The 18070-nt window shown below is 72.7% G+C and carries 17 protein-coding genes, 4 tRNA genes and 2 pseudogenes; 16 read left to right on the top strand and 7 right to left on the bottom strand.

Annotated elements, in window-relative coordinates:
- The first annotated feature begins 95 nt into the window (after nucleotides 1–95).
- Together SLP03_RS23750 and SLP03_RS23745 are read left to right on the top strand one after the other, a co-directional pair.
- Nucleotides 96–1409 carry a D-alanyl-D-alanine carboxypeptidase gene (locus SLP03_RS23750; RefSeq protein WP_319462835.1) on the top strand — a complete coding sequence of 438 codons (1314 nt, stop codon included), beginning with the start codon at nucleotides 96–98 and terminating at the stop codon, nucleotides 1407–1409.
- 117 nt (nucleotides 1410–1526) lie between these two features.
- Nucleotides 1527–2378: a M15 family metallopeptidase gene (locus SLP03_RS23745; protein ID WP_319462834.1), complete on the top strand. Its 852-nt coding sequence runs from the start codon at nucleotides 1527–1529 to the stop codon at nucleotides 2376–2378.
- A gap of 41 nt (nucleotides 2379–2419) precedes the next feature.
- Here the strand turns inward: SLP03_RS23745 and SLP03_RS23740 are convergent, their stop codons facing one another.
- Complete coding sequence (locus tag SLP03_RS23740; RefSeq protein ID WP_319462833.1) at nucleotides 2420–3457, bottom strand: M4 family metallopeptidase; 1038 nt, start codon at nucleotides 3455–3457, stop codon at nucleotides 2420–2422.
- 113 nt (nucleotides 3458–3570) lie between these two features.
- Here SLP03_RS23740 and SLP03_RS23735 point away from each other — a divergent pair, with 113 nt between their 5' ends.
- A complete protein-coding gene (locus tag SLP03_RS23735; protein ID WP_319462832.1) occupies nucleotides 3571–4077 on the top strand; it encodes a DinB family protein in 507 nt (168 codons plus the stop codon).
- Between the two features lie 205 nt (nucleotides 4078–4282).
- Here the strand turns inward: SLP03_RS23735 and SLP03_RS23730 are convergent, their stop codons facing one another.
- From SLP03_RS23730 to SLP03_RS23720, 3 genes are all read right to left on the bottom strand, one after another.
- Nucleotides 4283–5080, bottom strand: coding sequence for an alpha/beta hydrolase family protein (locus SLP03_RS23730; RefSeq protein WP_319462831.1), 798 nt, complete (start codon nucleotides 5078–5080; stop codon nucleotides 4283–4285).
- An 83-nt stretch (nucleotides 5081–5163) separates the two neighbouring features.
- Entirely contained in the window at nucleotides 5164–5934 is a 771-nt protein-coding gene (locus SLP03_RS23725) for a permease prefix domain 1-containing protein (RefSeq protein ID WP_319462830.1), read from the bottom strand.
- Nucleotides 5931–6266, bottom strand: a complete 336-nt coding sequence (locus SLP03_RS23720) for a PadR family transcriptional regulator (RefSeq protein ID WP_319462829.1) — start codon at nucleotides 6264–6266, stop codon at nucleotides 5931–5933. Before SLP03_RS23720 ends, SLP03_RS23725 begins: the two co-directional genes overlap by 4 nt.
- Before the next feature lie 180 nt (nucleotides 6267–6446).
- Between SLP03_RS23720 and SLP03_RS23715 the strand changes: the two genes are divergently transcribed.
- From SLP03_RS23715 to SLP03_RS23705, 3 genes are all read left to right on the top strand, one after another.
- On the top strand, nucleotides 6447–6842 hold the full coding sequence (locus tag SLP03_RS23715) for a hypothetical protein (RefSeq protein WP_319462828.1): 396 nt from the start codon (nucleotides 6447–6449) through the stop codon (nucleotides 6840–6842).
- 30 nt (nucleotides 6843–6872) lie between these two features.
- Complete coding sequence (locus SLP03_RS23710; RefSeq protein ID WP_319462858.1) at nucleotides 6873–7265, top strand: VOC family protein; 393 nt, start codon at nucleotides 6873–6875, stop codon at nucleotides 7263–7265.
- A 276-nt stretch (nucleotides 7266–7541) separates the two neighbouring features.
- Nucleotides 7542–9536 (top strand): translation factor GTPase family protein, encoded by a 1995-nt coding sequence (locus SLP03_RS23705; RefSeq protein ID WP_319462827.1) that lies wholly within the window; start codon nucleotides 7542–7544, stop codon nucleotides 9534–9536.
- Here SLP03_RS23705 and SLP03_RS23700 read toward each other — a convergent pair.
- Nucleotides 9511–10131, bottom strand: a complete 621-nt coding sequence (locus SLP03_RS23700; RefSeq protein ID WP_319462826.1) for a DUF6058 family natural product biosynthesis protein — start codon at nucleotides 10129–10131, stop codon at nucleotides 9511–9513. The two genes, SLP03_RS23705 and SLP03_RS23700, sit on opposite strands and share 26 nt — an antisense overlap.
- A gap of 355 nt (nucleotides 10132–10486) precedes the next feature.
- Between SLP03_RS23700 and SLP03_RS23695 the strand changes: the two genes are divergently transcribed.
- From SLP03_RS23695 to SLP03_RS31730, 8 genes and pseudogenes are all read left to right on the top strand, one after another.
- A tRNA-Trp gene (locus tag SLP03_RS23695) sits at nucleotides 10487–10560 on the top strand.
- A 109-nt stretch (nucleotides 10561–10669) separates the two neighbouring features.
- Nucleotides 10670–10742: transfer RNA gene (locus SLP03_RS23690), tRNA-Pro, on the top strand.
- 31 nt (nucleotides 10743–10773) lie between these two features.
- Nucleotides 10774–10846, top strand: a tRNA-Glu gene (locus SLP03_RS23685).
- Between the two features lie 28 nt (nucleotides 10847–10874).
- Nucleotides 10875–10948, top strand: a tRNA-Gly gene (locus tag SLP03_RS23680).
- 28 nt (nucleotides 10949–10976) lie between these two features.
- Nucleotides 10977–12176 carry an RtcB family protein gene (locus SLP03_RS23675; protein WP_319462825.1) on the top strand — a complete coding sequence of 400 codons (1200 nt, stop codon included), beginning with the start codon at nucleotides 10977–10979 and terminating at the stop codon, nucleotides 12174–12176.
- 161 nt (nucleotides 12177–12337) lie between these two features.
- The gene (locus SLP03_RS23670) at nucleotides 12338–13705 is read left to right on the top strand and encodes a hypothetical protein (protein ID WP_319462824.1); all 1368 of its coding nucleotides are present in this window, start codon (nucleotides 12338–12340) and stop codon (nucleotides 13703–13705) included.
- Between the two features lie 182 nt (nucleotides 13706–13887).
- A pseudogene (locus SLP03_RS23665) lies at nucleotides 13888–14214 on the top strand (RtcB family protein); the annotation flags it as partial.
- A 21-nt stretch (nucleotides 14215–14235) separates the two neighbouring features.
- Nucleotides 14236–14955, top strand: a pseudogene (locus SLP03_RS31730) (hypothetical protein); the annotation flags it as partial.
- Between the two features lie 613 nt (nucleotides 14956–15568).
- Here SLP03_RS31730 and SLP03_RS23660 read toward each other — a convergent pair.
- Nucleotides 15569–16060: an MFS transporter gene (locus SLP03_RS23660; protein ID WP_413644739.1), complete on the bottom strand. Its 492-nt coding sequence runs from the start codon at nucleotides 16058–16060 to the stop codon at nucleotides 15569–15571.
- Nucleotides 16061–16229: 169 nt separating this feature from the next.
- Between SLP03_RS23660 and SLP03_RS23655 the strand changes: the two genes are divergently transcribed.
- Together SLP03_RS23655 and SLP03_RS23650 are read left to right on the top strand one after the other, a co-directional pair.
- Complete coding sequence (locus SLP03_RS23655) at nucleotides 16230–16448, top strand: hypothetical protein (protein ID WP_319462822.1); 219 nt, start codon at nucleotides 16230–16232, stop codon at nucleotides 16446–16448.
- 15 nt (nucleotides 16449–16463) lie between these two features.
- Nucleotides 16464–17213, top strand: a complete 750-nt coding sequence (locus SLP03_RS23650; protein WP_319462821.1) for a hypothetical protein — start codon at nucleotides 16464–16466, stop codon at nucleotides 17211–17213.
- A 13-nt stretch (nucleotides 17214–17226) separates the two neighbouring features.
- Here SLP03_RS23650 and SLP03_RS23645 read toward each other — a convergent pair whose 3' ends face one another.
- Nucleotides 17227–17892 (bottom strand): Gmad2 immunoglobulin-like domain-containing protein, encoded by a 666-nt coding sequence (locus tag SLP03_RS23645; RefSeq protein ID WP_319462820.1) that lies wholly within the window; start codon nucleotides 17890–17892, stop codon nucleotides 17227–17229.
- Nucleotides 17893–18070: the final 178 nt, after the last annotated feature.

The following is an 18070-nucleotide window of genomic DNA, read 5'->3' as shown; positions in this document are numbered from 1 at the left end:
TCGGTCCGGGCGCAGCCTAGCGTTCCGGAGCCCGTGACGGTCGGGATCCGGCGACCGGCACCCCGATCGGGCAGCCGTGGCTACCGTCGCTGAGCATGAGAGCTTGGGCTCTGCCGCTCGCGGCGCTCACCGCCGTGCTGCTGCCCGCCGTCGGCGTACCGACGGCCGCCAGTGCTTCCCCGGCCGCGGTCCGCGCTGCCACGGCCGCCGTCACCGGCGGCCCGGGCATCCGCAACCGTGCCCCGGCTCGCATGGCGCCGCCATGCCCGAACGTGCCCGCCCCGGCGACCCGGCCGCCGCAGCCACCACCGCCGGCGGATCCCGCATCCCGCGCCGTCGGCGGGGCCGAGCTCGCCACCGCCGGCCTGGTGGTGCCGCCGTCCGTGCCCGCACCGCCCGCGGTGACGGCCAGGTCGTGGCTGGTCGCCGACCTGGACAGCGGCGCGGTGCTGGGAGGCTGCGGCCCGCACGAGTTCGGGGTCCCGGCCAGCGTGCAGAAGCTGCTGCTGGCCGCCACGATGCTGCCCCGGCTGGACCCGCAGCGGGAGGCCACCATGACGGCGGAGGACCTGGCCATCGAGCCGGGCAGCTCCGCGGTCGGCCTGGCCGAGGGCGGCCGGTACCGGATCGAGACGATCTGGCTGGGCCTGCTGCTCAAGTCCGGTAACGAGGCGGCCAACGCGCTGGCCCGACTCGGCGGCGGCGCGGACGGCCAGGCCGGCGGGATCCGGGCGATGAACGAGGAGGCGCGGCGGCTCGGCGCCCTGCAGACCCACGCGGCCACCCCGTCGGGCCTGGACGGCCCGGGCCAGTTCACCAGCGCGTACGACCTGGCGCTGATCTTCCGGGCCTGCTTCGCCGACCCGGCCTTCCGCCGGTACACGGCGACCCGGACCGCCGAGATCCCCGGGCAGCCGGCCCTGCGCGAGAAGCCCTTCCAGATCCAGAACGACAACCAACTCCTGTACCAATATCGCGGCGCGCTGGGCGGCAAGACCGGGTTCACCGACCTCGCCCGGCACACCTACGTCGGCGCGGCCGAGCGCAACGGCCGGCGGCTCGAGGTGACCCTCCTCGGCGCGGAGATCCCCACCCAGCGGGGGTGGCAGCAGGGCGCGGCCCTGCTCGACTGGGGCTTCGGGCTGTCGAGGGACGCCGCCGTCGGCCGGCTGGTCCGCCCCGGCGAGCTGACCTCCGCCAGCCCGTCGCCGACCGACGCGGTGCCGCCGTCGGCCCTCGCGGGTGGCGCCCGGCTGCACGGCGCCGCGGCCGGCGGCTCAGCGCCCTGGCCCCGCACCGGGCCGCTCGTCGGGGTCGGCGCGGTGCTGGTGGCGGGCGGAGCCGTGCTGATCACGCGGCGCCGCCGGCACGCCGTCCGGGCCCGCTCGGGTACCGGTCAGGGCTGGTAGCGCCGGTCATCCGCCGCGGTGCCGGTCGACCCGTCGACGGGTCCGGGCGCCGGCCCGGCCGCGCCGGTGTGCGCGTTGGCCCGTCGCCGCTTCCGCCCGTCCGGTAGACAGGGCAGCGTGAGCAGCGGGAGACGGCCGTACCGGGCCGCCCGGCGTGCCGTCGGTCGGCGCCTGGTGGCGGTGCTCGCCGCAGCGGCGGCCACCGCCGGCTGTCAGCGGCCCGCGCCAAGCCCGCCTGCACCGACGCCGTCTCCGACCGTCGCCGGCCCCCGAGCCCCGGCGGACTTCGTGGCGCTCTCCGACGTCGACGCGAGCATCAACATCGACATCCGGTACGCCACCGCGCACAACTTCGTCGGCCGTCCGATCGCCGGCTACCCGGAACCGCTCTGTCTGCTCACCCGCCCGGCGGCGGAGGCGCTGCACCGGGTGCAGGCCGCTGCGCTCGCCGGGGGTCGCAGCCTGAAGGTGTACGACTGCTACCGCCCCCAGCGCGCCGTCGACGACTTCGTGGCCTGGGCGAAGCGGCCGGGGGAGCAGCAGATGAAGGCGGAGTTCTATCCGGACGTGGCCAAGACGAAGCTCTTCGCCGAGGGGTACATCGGCGCGCCGACCGCGCACAGCCGGGGCAGCACGCTGGATCTGACCCTGGTCCCCGTGCCGCCGCCCGCCCAGCCCGGATATGTGCCCGGGCAGCCGCTGGTGGCCTGCACCACGCCGGCGGGGCGACGCTTCCCCGACAACTCGGTCGACATGGGCACCGGGTTCGACTGCTTCGACCCGCTCGCGCACACCGCCGACCCCCAGGTCACTGGGGCCGCCCGGGCGAACCGGGAGCTGCTGCGGCGGTTGATGACCGCTCAGGGGTTCGAGAACTATCCGCGGGAATGGTGGCACTACCGCTTCACCGCCGAGCCGTACCCGAAGACGTACTTCGACTTTCCGGTGGCCCGGTCGTCGCTGCGGTGAGCGCCGTCCCGGCCGGTGTCCGGCCGGGACGGCGCCGCCGGTCAGAGGAGGCCGCGGGCGACGAACGCGGCCTGGGTCGCCGACGCGACCTTCGACCCGTAGAGCCGCCCCGCGGCGGCCACGGTGGCCTGCGCCGCGTCCCGGAACGAGGTGTCCGGGGCGAAGTCGAACTGCGCCTCCACGATCAGCGTGGTGGCCATGCGGTCACCCAGCGCGGACCGGATGTCCCACAGCGCGCGGGACCAGATCTCGCCGTCGGCGTGCACCTCGCCCCGCATGTCCTGGGGGTAGACCTTGGTGCCGTCGAGGCGCCGCAGGCAGTGCGGCGCGGTGCGGGTGTAGGAGACGGAGTCCCAGTCGGCCACGCAGGCCTCCGGGGTCTTCGTCGGCGTGCCGGTGGCCCAGCTGGTCACCGCGACCGCCAGGTAGTCGCCGAAGGCCTCGCCGATCGCGCCGGACTCCAGGTTGGTACCGAAGCCGGGCACCTGACCGTCCTGCACCGAGTGGCCGTACTCGTGGACGATCACCTCGGCGTCCTCGGCGTCGTCGACGCCGCCCTTGCCCAGGGTGATGTTGGCCTTGTCCTCGCGGAAGAACGAGTTGTCGCCGCCGAACTGGTCGATGCGCAGCTCGATCTGCCGCTGGTTGACCGGCCGCAATGTGCTGCCGAAGCCGAGCGACTGCAGGTACGCCTGCGCGGTGTTCACCCAGTGGTAGCCCATGACCTGCTCGAACTGGTCGGCGTCGCGGTGCCACGCCGGGTAGCCGCCGTCGACGGCCCGGGCCGGGGTGCCGGTCTTGCTCTTGACCACGACGTACTTCCCGGTGAGAGTCCCCGAGCCGTCCAGGTTGGTCAGCAGCACCGACCGGTACGCCCCGGCCAGCGCCGGGTAGTCGGCGTCCTTGGCGTCGGTCAGGCTCTGGTCGCCGAGCTGCTGCACCGGGTTCGGGGCGAAGGCCGTCGCGGTGGCGGTGTGGCCGTACGGGTCGCCGGCCGCCTGGACGGTCGTGCCGCCGGCGACCAGCGCCGCGGTGACCGCCGAGGCGACCAGCGCGGAACGTCTGATGTGTGGGTGCATCCATGATCCCTTCAGAGGTGGATCGATCGGCCGAGACTAGGCTCCCCGGGCAACCCTGCCAACCCTCGGCGGGCAGGCCGGTGGCCCTCCCGTCGTCCCAGGAAGGATCCCTCGTGGATACCGAACGGATCGGCCCGCCCCTGCTGGCCGGCGAGCGGGAGACGCTGCGCGCCTTCCTCGACTTCCACCGCGCCACGCTGGCCCTGAAGTGCGCGGGCCTCAGCGACGAGGAGCTGCGCCGGCAGTCCTCCCCGCCCTCGACGCTGTCGCTGCTCGGTCTGGTCCGGCACATGGCCGAGGTGGAGCGCGCCTGGTTCCGCCGCGTGATCAACGCCGAGGACGTCCCGCTGGTCTGGTCGGAGGCCGGCGATTACCAGGAGGCGTACGACGCGACCGGGGCCAGCCGTTCGGAGGCGTTCGAGGCATGGCAGCGGGAGGTCGAGCACGCCCGCCGCATCGAGCGGGGGGCGGAGTCGCTGGACGTGACCGGCCACCAGGTCCGCTGGGGTGAGGACGTGTCGCTGCGGCTGGTGATGCTGCACATGATGCACGAGTACGCCCGGCACAACGGCCACGCCGACTTCCTCCGCGAGTCCATCGACGGCACAGTCGGCGTCTGACCCGCGGCGCGACGAGTCCGGGCTGACCGTCGGGGTCGCCGCTGTCGCCGCGCTGGCCGTGACTGCCCGGTGAGAGGGTCACCGCTGGCCGGGACCTCGGCCCGGCCGGCGGGCCCTCCGGCCGCGGCGTGAACCCCCGCGCACCTCCGGTCCCCGGCCGGAGGTGCGGTGCCGTACCGATCGCTGACCGAGCCGGGGACTCCGCTCAGCGACCGCTGACGTCGTCGCCGTCGCGCCGCAGCGGGAGCCAGGCCAGCACGTCCTGGATCTTCGCGTCCCAGTACGCCCAGTCGTGGGTGCCGGGGGAGAAGTCCACGGTGAGCGGCACCCCGCGCCGGCGGGCCGTCTCGACGAAGCGGGTGTTGTCCTCGTAAAGGAAGTCCTCGGTGCCGCAGGCGACGTAGAGCGCGGGCAGGTCGTCGCCCGCGCGCTCCAGCAGCGCGACCGTGTCGTCGTCGGTGCCGGGCACCTGCCGGTCGCCCCAGACGGTGTGCCAGACCGCCGGGTCCACCGGGCTGGTCGGGTGCTCCCGCCGCTCGGCCACGTCGAGCGCGCCGGAGAGGCTGGCCGCCGCCGCGAACCGCCCCGGGTCGCGCAGCGCCCACTTCATCGCGCCGTACCCGCCCATCGACAGCCCGGCGACGAAGGTGTCCTCCCGCCGGTCGGAGAGCCGGAAGAACGAGCGGCAGACCTCGGGCAGTTCGGCGCTGAGGAAGGTCCAGTACCGGTTGCCGTGCTCCTCGTCGGTGTAGAAGCTGCGGCCTGCGTTCGGCATCACCACGGCCAGCCCGAGCGGCGCGACGTACCGCTCGATCGCCGTGCGCCGGGTCCAGATCGTGTCGTCGTCGGTCAGCCCGTGCAACAGGTAGAGCACCGGCGGGTCGCCCGCCGCGGCGCTGCCCGCCATGCCGATCTGCGACGACGTCCGCTCCGGCAGGAGGACCGTCATTGAGGTGCCCACGCCCAGCGCCTCGGAGAAGAAGTCACAGCGGATCCGCGCCATGGGCGTGCATGCTACGCGCGGTCCGCCCTGTCGCCACGTGCTGGACGGGTGGCGACAGGGCGGGCGCGCCGGTCGTGCGGAACTCAGCCGGCGGTCCGGATGCGGTGCAGCCCGCCGACGGCCGCCGCCACGGTGACGGCCGCCGCGACCACTCCGGCGGAGAGGTTCGCCCCGATGCCGGCCGGGTCGCCGAACGCGGCCTGGGCCAGCACCGGGAGCGCGAGCAGCGCCGCCGCCAGTCCGAACACGGTCGTGGCGACCAGGGCCACCGGCCCCGTCGGTGGTGCCCAGCGCGGCCCGCGCAGCGGCCCCCGCCGGCGTACGGCGACGTAGAGGGCGAGCGCGAGCAGCCCGAGCAGGCCGGCCGCCACCCGGTACTCCACCACCTCGCCCCAGTGGTGCAGCTCGGCGGCGCGGGCACAGGTCGGCGCGCCGGGCGACAGTCGCAGGTACTCCGCGCAGCGCTCGGCGGTGTAGGTAACCCCCGCCGTGTCGCCAGCGACCAGGTGCGGACCGAAGAGCCGCCCCAGCGCCTCGGCGAGCAGCCCACTGACGCCGATCGCCAGTAGGCCGACCGCCCCGAGCAGCCAGGCGCCGGCGAAGGCCCGGCGCAGCACGTCGGCGGTGGAGATGTGGGCGCGCCGCAGCTGGGCGGCGATGTCGGTGGCGTCGCCGAAGCGGGCCACGGCGAGCCGCTCGGCCTCGGCGCGGTCGGACCCCTCCGCGACGGCCTGGGCCGCCGCGCTGTGCAGGTGGTCCTCGGCCTCCACCAGGGCCCGCCGCCCGCCGGTGCCGGTGCCGGCCAGCCGGTCGAAGAGCCGGTCGAGGTACGCGTCGATCGGAGATTCGTTCATGCCGGTGCTCCCTGGGCCGGTGTGAGGATCGCGGCGACGCCGCGGACGAGGGCGTGCCATTCGGACTGCTTCGCCGCCAGCGCCGCGCGGCCCTGGTCGGTCAGTTCGTAGCACCGGCGGCGGCGGCCGGTGTCGTCGTTCCACGCGCTGGCCACCAGGCCGGCGCGTTCCAGCCGGTGCAGCGCGGGGTAGACGGTGCCCTCCGGCAGGTCGAAGGTGCCGTCGGAGCGGTCCCGGAGGGCCTGGATCAGGGCGTAGCCGTGGGTCGGACCGGTGTGCCGCAGCGCGGCCAGGATCAGCAGGTCCAGATGCCCGCGTAGGTCCATGCTCATACCAAGGCACGCTAGGCCTAGGGTTTCTAGGTGTCAAGGTGTTTCGCCCCGATGGCGGGCGAATCGAGGCTTCCTATTGCCCTCGCGGTCCAGGAGGGACAGGATGGCCAGGCGCGCCCTGGAAACCTCCGCGTAACCTGCGCGCTGCTGGTCTCTGTCACGAGGAAGTGGGAGTCAGTCATGAGCGACGTGTCGACGGCGCTGGGTGTGCGTCTCTATCCCGACCTGGTCGAACGGGGTGGGCTGGCGTCCGGGCTCACCGAGGCGGCCGCCCAGCACCAGCTCGACGTCGGCCGGGTGTCCGCTCCCGAGCAGGGCCGCAGCCGCTTCACCTGTGCCGAGCTGACCTCCGAACGGGGCACCGTCTGCGTCGGACTGGGCGCCGAGGCCCGATACTTCATGATCGACATCAGGGTGACGGGGGAGGTCCAGGCCCGCGGTGACACCACCGACCTGGTGCAGGTCGTCCAGGTGGCCGCCGCCTGGCGGGCCGGCGCGAGCCTCGCCGACCTCACCACGCGCTTCCCCTTCATGGAGCAGATCAGGGTCCGCCCGCCGGTCGCTCAGGTCCGGTAAAGGACGCGGCAGACCGGCTTCCGGCCGAGTCTGCGCAGCGACGCCGACGACCTGCCGGCCGCCCGCGCCTGGTACGCGGACCTGCTCGGCCTCGAGCCCTACTTCGAACGGTCCGGCCCGGATGGCAGCCCCGCCTACTACGAGTTCCGCCTCGGTGACCACCAGGACGAGTTGGGCCTGATCGACCGCCGTTTCGCGCCGGCGGGAGCGGCCGACCGGCCGGGCGGCGCGGTCGTCTACTGGCACGTCGACGACGTGGCGGCGGCCCTCGACCGCCTGCTGGCCGCCGGTGCCGCCGTGCACGACCCGCTGCGCGACCGCGGGCACGGCTTCGTCACCGCCTCGGTCGTCGACCCGTTCGGCAACGTGCTCGGCGTGATGACCAACCCGCACTACGTCGAGACGCACCGCCTGGCGCAATAGCGACGACAGGCGACGCGCTCCTCCGGTAGCGCGTCTCAAGAAGCGGTTTCCACACCGCGCCAACCGCCATCACGACCACCAGCGCCTGACCGCCCTCACGGCCGACCGGACTGACCGGCGGAAGGGTTAATCGGTTGCCGGCCCCCCCGGTCGGCTGCTGCAATCCGATCAGGAATCCCGAGCAGAGGAGCAAGGCAATGCGCGCAGCGTCCATGTCCCACCAGAAGGGAATCGCCACCTACCCAGAGGACATGACGCTGCGTGAAGACTTTGAACTTGGGAATCCTGGCACATGTCGACGCCGGTAAGACGAGCCTGACGGAGCGGCTGCTGCACAGCGCCGGCGTCATCGACGAGCTCGGCAGCGTCGACGACGGCAGCACCCGTACCGACACGATGGCGCTGGAACGGCAGCGCGGCATCACGATCCGCTCCGCGGTGGTCTCCTTCGTGGTCGACGGTGTCACCGTCAACCTGATCGACACTCCCGGCCACCCCGACTTCATCGCCGAGGTGGAACGGGTGCTCGGCGTGCTCGACGGCGCAGTGCTGGTCGTCTCCGCGGTCGAGGGCGTCCAGGCCCAGACCCGGGTGCTGATGCGGACGCTGCACCGGCTGGGCATCCCCGTGCTGATCTTCGTCAACAAGGTCGACCGCGCCGGCGCCGACCCGGAACGGGTGCTGCGCCAGATCGCCGAGAAGCTCACCCCGGCCGTCATCGCCACCGGACGGGTCGACGCCCCCGGCACCGCGGCCGCCCGCTGCCTCCCCTTCGACCCCGACGATCCGGGCCACGCCGAGCGCCTCGTCGACCTGCTCTCCGCGCACGACGACGCGCTGCTCGCCGTGTACGTCGAGGACGAGCGCGCGCTGACCCGGCGCCGGCTGCGCCGGGCGCTCGCCGCGCAGACCGCGCGGGCGCGGGTGCACCCGGTCTTCGCCGGCTCGGCGATCACCGGGACCGGAGTCGAGGCGCTGATCGCCGGCGTCGTCGAGCTGCTGCCGGCGGGTGAGGGCGACGCGGACGCCCCGCTCCGCGGCACGGTCTTCAAGGTCGAGCGCGGGCCGGCCGGCGAAAAGATCGCGTACGCCCGGATTTTCGCCGGCACCCTGCGGGTCCGCGACCGGGTCCCGTTCCGCGGGGACGCGACGGCCAGGGTCACCGCGATCAGCGTCTTCGAGGCCGGCACCGCCGTGCCGGGCCCGTCGGTGGGCGCCGGCCGGATCGCCCGGCTGTGGGGCCTGGCCGACGTCCGCGTCGGCGACTTCCTCGGTACGCCGCCCGACGGGCCGGCCGGACGCCACCACTTCGCCCCGCCGACCCTGGAGACGGTGGTGGTGCCGTGCCGGGCCGTCGACCGGGCGGCCCTGCACTCGGCCCTCACCCAGCTCGCCGAGCAGGATCCGCTGATCAACCTGCGGCAGGACGACATCCGGCAGGAGATCGCCGTGTCGCTCTACGGCGAGGTGCAGAAGGAGGTCATCCAGGCCACCCTCGCCGACGAGTACGGCGTGCGGGTCGACTTCCGCGAGACCACCACCGTCTGCGTGGAACGTCCGGTCGGCGTCGGCTCCGCCGTGGAGTGGATCGGCCGGGAGCCGAACCCCTTCCTCGGCACCGTCGGGCTGCGGATCGAGCCGGGCCCGGTCGACAGCGGGGTGGAGTTCCGCCTCGGCATCGAACTCGGCTCGATGCCGCTGGCCTTCCTCAAGGCCATCGAGGAGACGGTCCGGGAGACCCTGCGGCAGGGCCTGCGCGGCTGGGAGGTGATCGACTGCGTGGTCACCCTGACCCACGGCGGGTACTGGGCCCGGCAGAGCCACTCGCACGGCGTGTTCGACAAGAGCATGTCCAGCACCGCCGGGGACTTCCGCAACCTGACCCCGCTGGTCCTGATGGACGCCCTCACCCGGGCCGGCACCCGGGTGCACGAGCCGATGCACCGGTTCCGTCTGGATGTGCCGGCGGACCTGTTCGGCGCGGTGCTGCCGGTGCTGGCCGGACTCGGCGCGGTACCCCGCGGCTCCACGGCGCGCGGCTCGTCGTACGTGGTGGAGGGTGAGGTGCCGGCCGGTCGGGTGCACGCGCTGGAGCAGCGCCTGCCGTCGCTGTCCCGCGGCGAGGGGATGCTGGAGTCGGAGTTCGACCACTATCGGCCGGTGCGCGGGCCGGCGCCGCGCCGGGCCCGCTGGGACCACGACCCGCTCAACCGCAAGGACTACCTGCTGGCGGTGGCGCGCCGGGTCACCGGAGCGGCCCAGGACCGGTGACCGCCGCGCGGCGGGGGTGGCGGGCCCGCACCGCGTCGACGCAGGTGTCCCGGGAGGTCGGCCCGCCGAACCGGAGCCGGTCGTAGCCGGTGAACGCCGGCTCCAGCGCGTCCAGCTCGTCGACCAACGCGTGCAGCCGCACCGACCAGGCCGCCGACCCGGCGTCCGGCTCGTCCGGCGCCGACCGGATCGCCGCGGTCAGCTCGTCCTTGCGCCGGATGCTGTCCGGCGTGACCGAACGCAGGCAGACGTACCGGCCGCTGAGGTAGCCGTCCCACTCCGTCACGCCCTGCGCCGGGTCGGCCCAGTGCCCGACGAACCAGTCGGCCAGCCGCTCCGGGCCGCCCGCCCGCTCGGCCAGCGCCAACAGGTCCGCCGGGACCATCTCCGCGCCGTCCGAGCGCAGATAGCCCGGCAGCGGCAGCCGCCGGTCCAGCATCAGCCGGCGTACGTCGTCCGGGTCCCGCCCGGTCGCCGCGCACAGCTCGTCGAGGACCACGAACTGCCCGCTGACGTACGCGTCGTCCGCCGCCGTCATCGGGTGCTCCCCGTTGACCTCGCGGAACCGCTCCGCCACCCGCCGCTTCCACTCCACCGCCGGCCGCTCCTCCCGCTGGTTCCCGGCAGGCTACGGCTGCGATCCTTCGGCGCTCGCCGAAGCGTGACCGCCGAATATCCATTGCGCCACATCCGCGGGCGACTTACCGTCAACGGGCAACGTCGACCGGATCAACCCAGGGGAGCACGCCGTGACGCAGCACCTTCGCACCAAAACCCCGCGGCCCATGCCGCGCGGTGGTGCGTTGCTGCCCGCCGGCGAGCGAGGCCTGGGTCTCTGCCGGCGGCAGCGGTGGCAATCGGGGTGGCGGCGCGACTAGCGCCAGCGCGACACGCGCAGCCGCCCGCCCCGCGAAGGGACCGGGCGGCTTTTTCGTCGCCCGCTCCCGCCCAGGGGCGTAGCTCAACCCGGTAGAGCACCGGATTCCAAACCCGACGGTTGCAGGTTCGAATCCTGTCGCCCCTGCTCGCATGTCCCGGCCGCGGCCGGCGACGTCGCACCTTCTCAACTCCACAGTGGATGGCATGAACACTGACCCGGCCGGCGCCCTGACGCGCCGGCCGGGGCGACACATCCGGGCCGAGGGAGCTGGCTGACCGGCTCGCCTTGGGCGCGAGAGACACGGGGTTCGATTCCCCGGTCCCGGACTTCACCGGGACGGCGTCCGCCGTCCCGCACGGGCCGTTGGAGCAACTGGCAGCTCACCCGGTTCTCAGCCGGGCGGTTACGGGTTCGAGCCCCGTACGGCCTACGCCTGGTCCCACCCCGGGACCGCCCTCGCGGCTGTAGCGCAGTCAGGCAGCGCGTCACCTCGCCATGGTGAAGATCGCCGGTTCGAATCCGGCCAGCCGCTCGAACACCCCCGACACGAGGAGACGACGATGGGTTACACCCCGCTGGCCGGGACCCGGGCGCCGGTACGGGTCTGGACCGACCCGTACGGCATCGAGCCGCAGGCCGCGCAGCAGCTGCGCAACATCGGCGCACTGCCCTGGGTGCAGGGCGTCGCCGTCATGCCGGACGTGCACTTCGGCAAGGGCGCCACCGTCGGGTCGGTCATCGCGATGCGGCAGGCCGTCTCGCCCGCGGCGGTCGGCGTCGACATCGGCTGCGGCATGTCGGCCGTGCGGACCTCGCTCACCGCGGCCGACCTGCCCGACGACCTCGTCCCGCTGCGTTCGGCCATCGAGGCGGCCATCCCGGTCGGCTTCGCCAAGCGGAACGACCCGGTCGACCCGCGCCGGGTCCGGGGCCTGGAGCAGGCCGGTTGGGACGCGTTCTGGCGGCGCTTCGGTGAGCTGGACCGGAAGGTGGCGCAGCTGGAGCACCGGGCCCAGCAACAGATGGGCACCCTCGGCGGCGGCAACCACTTCATCGAGGTGTGCGTCGAGCAGGGCGGCCCGGACGACGGCCAGGTCTGGCTGATGTTGCACTCCGGTTCCCGCAACATCGGCAAGGAGCTGGCCGAGCGGCACATGGCGGTGGCCCGCGGGCTGCCGCACAACGCCCACCTGCCCGACCGCGACCTCGCGGTGTTCCTCACCGGCACGCCAGAGATGGACGCCTTCCGCCGGGACCTCTTCTGGGCCCAGGAGTACGCCCGGCGCAACCGCGAGGTCATGCTGGCCCTGCTCTGCGGCGTGGTCCGGGACCAGTTCCCGCACGTCACGTACGGGGAGCCGATCAGCTCTCACCACAACTACGTGGCGGAGGAGACGTACGACGGCGTGGACGTGCTGGTGACCCGGAAGGGCGCCATCCGCGCCGGCCGGGGGGACCTGGGCATCATCCCGGGGTCGATGGGCACCGGCTCGTACATCGTGCGCGGCAAGGGCAACCCGGACGCGTACTGCTCGGCCTCGCACGGGGCCGGGCGGCGGATGTCGCGGGGTCAGGCGAAGCGGACGTACAGCACCGCGGACCTGGTCCGGCAGACCGCCGGCGTGGAGTGCCGCAAGGACGCCGGGGTGGTCGACGAGATCCCCGGCGCGTACAAGGACATCACCAAGGTGATGGCGCAGCAGGACGACCTGGTCGAGGTGGTCGCGCAACTCAAGCAGGTGGTCTGCGTGAAGGGTTAGACCGACCGGCGCCCGAGGGGGGCGCCGGTCGTACGCCCCGGTGGCTCAGTGGAAAGAGCGCCGCTCTACACGGCGCATGCGGGTCGCAGATCGCGGCGAACCGCGCTGTCTTACCCCGGCGGTAGCGTGGACGCGCACGGACGCGCGAGGGAGGACGAATCGTGCCGAACAGCCGGGAGAAGGTCAGCGTCACCTGCGCCGAGTGCGGCTACACGCGGTCTGTGCGCGCGGTGCTGGTCCGCGGCTTCGACGCGCTGGTGTGCGCCCGGCACCGCCTCCCCGGTCCGCCGGCCTCGTTGGTCGTGCCCGCCGGTCACGTCGTGACCGTCACCCCGAACGTCGCCGGATATTTCACCGGCCACACCGTCAGCGAGCCGACCCCGGCCGAGGCGCGCTCGCTCTGGCGTGCCGCGGCGCTCGCCGCCGCCGCAGCCGACCGTCCCGCCCCGCCGCTGCCGCCGGTCGCGGACGTGCCGGCCTGGCAGCCGGTCGTCGACGCGCTCACCGCCGAGCTCGGTCCCGACGGCTGGGAGCTCGCCGACGCCGCCTCCGAACGCGGCCGCCGGGGCCGGGTGTGGACAGTGAAGATCTACACCGACTTCGGCTGGGCCGGGTTCCTCGCCGGGTCGCCTGGGCGGATCGCCGCAGATCTGGCGGCGATCCGCGACGACTACGCCCGGCAGACTGCCGCCGCCGGGCTGACCTGTCCCCGCTGCGACGCCGACCTGTCCCCGGCCGCGCCGGCCACTCGCTGTGGCTGCGGCTCGATTGCCTGGCATCCGGTCGCCTGGACCGCTGGTGACCTGGTGTCGGCGATCGCCGACGTGCTGGCCCACGTCGACGGTGCCCCATCGTATGAGGTCGCCGCCGAGCAGGTGTTGCTCACCTGCCTGCTCGAACCCCACATCGAGTGGGACGCGGGCGAGCCGCCGTGGGTAGCGGGCACCTTCGACGACGTTGCGGCAGCGCTGCGGGTGCTCGTTCCGGGCGCGCGCTGGGCGACGATCGGTGGACGATTGTGCGGAGTGCTGCCAGTGGGGGTCCGTTGGGAGGGCGGCCCTGCGGCCCAGCTGCGCCAGGCGGCGAGTGTCCTCGGGTACCAGATGGTCCGCGTCCACCCGATCGGTTCCCTGCGCATCCCCTGCCTAGCGGGGGGTGAAGACACCGACCACGACCTGCCGACGTGGTTCGACGTCACCGCCGCGGGCGAGGGCTGGCAGTTGCGTATCGACGCCGACGCCGGCCGGCTGTGGCAGCGGTGCGTTGACGAGCACCCGGACGTGGACGACACCGACCTCGACGAGGCCGTCGGTGAGGTGCTGGGCGACGCCATGCTGTCCAGGGATCGCGCGGTGTGGGCGGTAGCCACGTCATGGTGGGAAGGCGTCCTCGCGGTCGCGCGCCCGATCGACGACCCGTTCGACGCTGCGGCGCTGTGGGCGGCGCTACGCGAGGGCGTCGAGGCGGTAGCTACCCTTCACGCCACCGCCACCACCCGCGTCACCGCCTTTTTACGCGGTGCCGAGTAGCCGTCCGCAGCCGCCGCCTCGGACTAGCCCGATACCACGCGGTCATCCCAACGGACTCAGAAGGGCGGATCGATCTGACACTCGCTCGTTTCTGCAAGCGGAGGACGGCTGCCAACCAGCAGGACAGGGCCCGCTTTAGGGTTGTCGAAGTGTTCAAGGTTGTCACCTCGAAAACCGCAGAAAACCACTTCATCGAGGTCTGCGTCGAGCAGGGCGGTCCGGACGACGGCCAGGTCTGGCTGATGTTGCACTCCGGTTCCCGCAACATCGGCAAGGAGCTGGCCGCGCGGCACATGGCGGTGGCCCGCGGGCTGCCGCACAACGCCCACCTGCCCGACCGCGACCTCGCGGTGTTCCTCACCGGCACGCCAGAGATGGACGCCTACCGCCGGGACCTCTTCTGGGCCCAGGAGTACGCCCGGCGCAACCGCGAGGTCATGCTCGCCCTGCTCTGCGGCGTGGTCCACGACAAGTTGCCGAACGTGACCTATGGCCAACCGATTTCATGCTTTGCGGCTGAGACGCTGGTTATGACCGACTCGGGTTCTCGGCCCATCCAAGAGTTGGCGGGCGGTGTGCACACCTTGCTGACCGCGGGCGGCAGATGGGTGAAGGCTCCGGTTCAATCTTTCGGACATCAGCGGCTCTTCGAGGTGACGGTCGGCCGGTATGGCGAGGAAAGAGTCATCCGGGCGACGGCGGAGCACCGCTGGCTGCTGCGCCCCAAGGTGGCCCACAATCGTGCTGAGGCACCAACAGTTGGGCTTCGTGTGGGTGATCGGCTGGCGTACACCTTCCCGATGAGGCCTGCCAGGCTAAAGGTTCATCGTAGGGGTGTCGCCCGCGGCTTCGTCTTCGGCGACGGATCCATCAGCGGGCACAGCCTTGCGCATGCCAACTTCTACGGCGGTAAGGACGAGGCACTGCTCCCCTACTTCGACAACGCGGAGCGGGTGCATAGCTACTACTACGTCTATACGCCCGGCGATCCTAACCACAAGAAGCATCTTCCTGCACGGGAAGTAGATGCCGAGCGGCTTGAGAGCGGCGAGATCAAGTCGTATCGGCGATTGGGAGGGCTGCCCCGTGAGTGGAAGTTGGAGCGTCCGCCCTTGGATAGCCATCCGGATGAGCTGTACAGTTGGCTTGCTGGCTATTTTGCCGCCGATGGCGACGTTGGCAAGACGGGTCGTCCGTCGATTTGGTCCGCCGACCGCAGTAATCTCGAGTTCTTCAAGACGGCTTGCGATCTCCTCGGCATCTGGACCCTCCCGATCCGTACGAGGTGGCGCAAGGGTTTTGGTGAAGTAGATTCTTCGATCTGTGTCATGGGGATCTCTCGGGCTGACCTGACCGCCGATTTCTTCATCCACGAGGAGCATCGCAAGCGCTGGGGCGGCAACCGTGAAGCCGTTGAACGGAGGGGTTGGACGGTACGCCAGGTTCGCGAGACCGACGCGGTTGAGGAAGTCTTCTGCGCTGTCGTTGACGACACGCATTCCTTCGCGCTTGACGGCAACATCCTCACTGGAAACTGTCGTCACAACTGCGTGGCGGAGGAGAGGTACGACGGCGTGGACGTGCTGGTGACCCGGAAGGGCGCCATCCGCCCGGCCGGGAGGACCCGCCTCTGACAAGTTGATTTCGGCGAAAGCATCCACTGTGGTCCTCCGCCGGAGGACGCGGGTCCAGCTGCTGCTCATAACGGCGGCCCGCCCGGTTCGACCCCGGGTCCGGCGACGCAACTCCTGCGGTGGGGGCGGTCAGCCGCCGGCCCTGCCCTCGACCGGCGACATGTGCTCGTACGCGATCGCCGGCCTCCCCGGGACGGGAAGGCCGGCGATCGGGCGCGCGTATGGGTCGTCAGCCCATGTGCACGGCGTTGGCCGTGGACAGGTGCTCCTTGCGGACCTTGATCAGCAGCAGGGTGGCCAGCTCGGAGAGCAGGATCAGCGCCGCGCCCCAGGCGAACGCCACGGTGTAGCCGTGCACCAGCGCCTTGACCTGGGTCATCGGGTCGGGGACCCGGCCGACCAGGTACGCGGTGACCGCGCTGGTGTACATGGTGTTCAGCAGGGCGGTGCCGAGTGATCCGCCGACCTGCTGGGTGGCGTTGAGGGTGGCGCTGGCGGCGCCCGCGTCGTGCTCGGGCACCCCGACCAGGGCGAGGCTGGACAGCGGCACGAAGGTGAAGCCGAGGCCCATGCCGAGGATCACCTGGGCGGGGAGCAGGTGGCTGACGAAGGACGTGTCCACGTCGATCTGGGTCAGCGAGAGCATCGCGGCGGCGGCGAGCACCGCGCCGGCCACCATCAGCGGCTTCGCGCCGAGGCGGGGCAGCAGCTGGCTGGCCACGCCCGCGGCGACGAGGACGCTGCTTCGCTCTGGCCTCGGAAATATGAGCCAAGTCGCAGAACCCCTGCGAAACGAATCCGTTCCGCAGGGGTTCACCGAGGGTTCACCGATTCGCGGCGATGAAGGCGTCTCGTCCACACCCGGCACCCGACTTCGCTACCGTCGGAGGGTGGTCGAGGTGAACCTGCGCCTGCGTGGCGGGCCGTACGACGGGCAGACCGTGGGCTGGGACGTGCCGGACGCGGACGACCCGCCGATGTCGTACGCGCTGAAACTCCACGGACCACACGAGACCACGGAGATCTTCGAATACCGCCGGGCGGAGCGCGCGCCGGAGGGCGCCGCCGAGGACTGGATCTACGAGGCGCCCGCCGTCGGGCCGCGGTAGGCGAGCGGTCGCGACGTGAGCGAGCTGCTGGAGGACGGCGACATCTACTTCCTCTACCGGCCGCGGGTGGGCGAGCGGCAGGTGGAATCGCTGAGCGAGGTGCAGCGGTTGCTGGTGGTGTTGCATCCGTGGCACGGGCGACGGCGTCTGCGGCTGCTCGTGGTGGGCCGCAAGCGCCTGCCCGAGATCGACGAGCACGACCGTTTCTGGGCGTTCGTCGACACCGTGGTGAGCCGGCCGGAGGAGCTCTACGAGGCGCTCCGACCGCACCGGTACGGGACGAAGACGCGTGGTGAGCGGTTCCAGCCACCGGCTCGGCCGGTGGCTGAGGGCGCGTACTGCCTCACCCGGCACGACGACCACACTCATTTGGCGTATCAGCTCGAGCTTCCCCACCGTACCGGCCCGCCGCAGCAGGAGCTCCGGATCGAACCGGAGGCGAGTTACATCGTCACGGTGAAGAATCCGCGGGCGCCGTCGCCGCCGGGAGTCGGTCTGCCCGGCCCGGGTCGGGCGGAGCTCCCCGCCGACCTGCAGGAGCGCTTCTCCACCCGCCGGTTCGCGCCACTCGATCCGCCCAGGTTCCTCGACCACGCAGGCGTGGAGATGGTGCTGATCGGGGTGGGCCACGACGCGTCGGCGGAACTCGGGATCGACCTCGACGCCGAGGTCGAGCGGGCGGCCCGGAACACGATCTTCGAGGATCTGCGGATCGGCCGCGCGGAGCGGTCGTCCGCTCCGCTGCTCACCGCCCGGTGGCAGTGACAGCCTCCCGCACTCACCTGCTGGCGGCGACGAGCATGACCGGGATCGCCACCACGTTGATCCGGCTCCCGTCGCGCGCCGAGACCTCGTACACCTCGACGGTTCCCGGCCCGGTGGCGGCCAGCCGGTAGCCGACGGTGGCCCGGTAGTCGCCGCGGCAGCCGGAGCCGCAGGCGGCCGTGGTGAACCCCGTGCCGATCTCCCGGCCCGCCGCGTCCAGGATCCGGACGCTGACCGTCGCCTCGAAGACCTCCGCGGTACCGGTCACCGTCACCGGGCTGGTGAGCCGGTCGCCCACCGACGGGCCGGTCACCACGATCGCCGGCAGCAGGTCGGCGTAGTCGCCGCGCCCGGTCGGCGCGGCGTCGGACGGGGTGAAGGCGACCCGGCGGACGGTGGCGAACTGGGTCAGCGTCCAGACCACCTGAGCCCGGCGGAGCCGGACGGTCGCCGGGCCGCCGTCGCCGAAACCGGCCGGCGGGGCCAGCGTGGCGACCCCGCCGGCGATGCGCACCACCTGGCCACCGGCGGGCACCCGGGTGGTCAGGCCGGCCGCCGCCTCGGCCCGGGACGGTCCGGCGGCCAGCTCGGTGAGCGCCAGCCGGGACGTGGCGAGAGTGGCCGGCAGCGTACGCCGGGTCGGCACGAGCTTCCCGTCCCGGACGAACCAGAGCTGCACGGTGATCGTCCCCGTCGGGCTCGGCTCGGCGGGGCCGGGCGGCGGCGTCGTACCGGCGGACGTCGGCGGGGGACGATGGCTCGGCGGGGTGGTGGCCGAGGGCGGGCCCGGGCTCGCGCCGCTCGGGCTGCCGGCGGCGGTGGGGGAGGGGCCGGCTGGCGCCGGCCCCTCCCCCACC

It is taken from the genome of Micromonospora sp. RTP1Z1, from assembly GCF_033804685.1.
GTDB lineage: Bacteria > Actinomycetota > Actinomycetes > Mycobacteriales > Micromonosporaceae > Micromonospora.
This window is presented reverse-complemented; position numbering and strand designations above follow the sequence as displayed.

Bases quoted from the DNA above. Each gene is read 5' to 3' on its own strand.
- SLP03_RS23750 (WP_319462835.1), top strand. From the start codon at position 96: ATGAGAGCTTGGGCTCTGCCGCTCGCGGCGCTCACCGCCGTGCTGCTG.
- SLP03_RS23740 (WP_319462833.1), bottom strand. From the start codon at position 3,457: ATGCACCCACACATCAGACGTTCCGCGCTGGTCGCCTCGGCGGTCACC.
- SLP03_RS23730 (WP_319462831.1), bottom strand. From the start codon at position 5,080: ATGGCGCGGATCCGCTGTGACTTCTTCTCCGAGGCGCTGGGCGTGGGC.
- SLP03_RS23725 (WP_319462830.1), bottom strand. From the start codon at position 5,934: ATGAACGAATCTCCGATCGACGCGTACCTCGACCGGCTCTTCGACCGG.
- SLP03_RS23720 (WP_319462829.1), bottom strand. From the start codon at position 6,266: ATGAGCATGGACCTACGCGGGCATCTGGACCTGCTGATCCTGGCCGCG.
- SLP03_RS23715 (WP_319462828.1), top strand. From the start codon at position 6,447: ATGAGCGACGTGTCGACGGCGCTGGGTGTGCGTCTCTATCCCGACCTG.
- SLP03_RS23675 (WP_319462825.1), top strand. From the start codon at position 10,977: ATGGGTTACACCCCGCTGGCCGGGACCCGGGCGCCGGTACGGGTCTGG.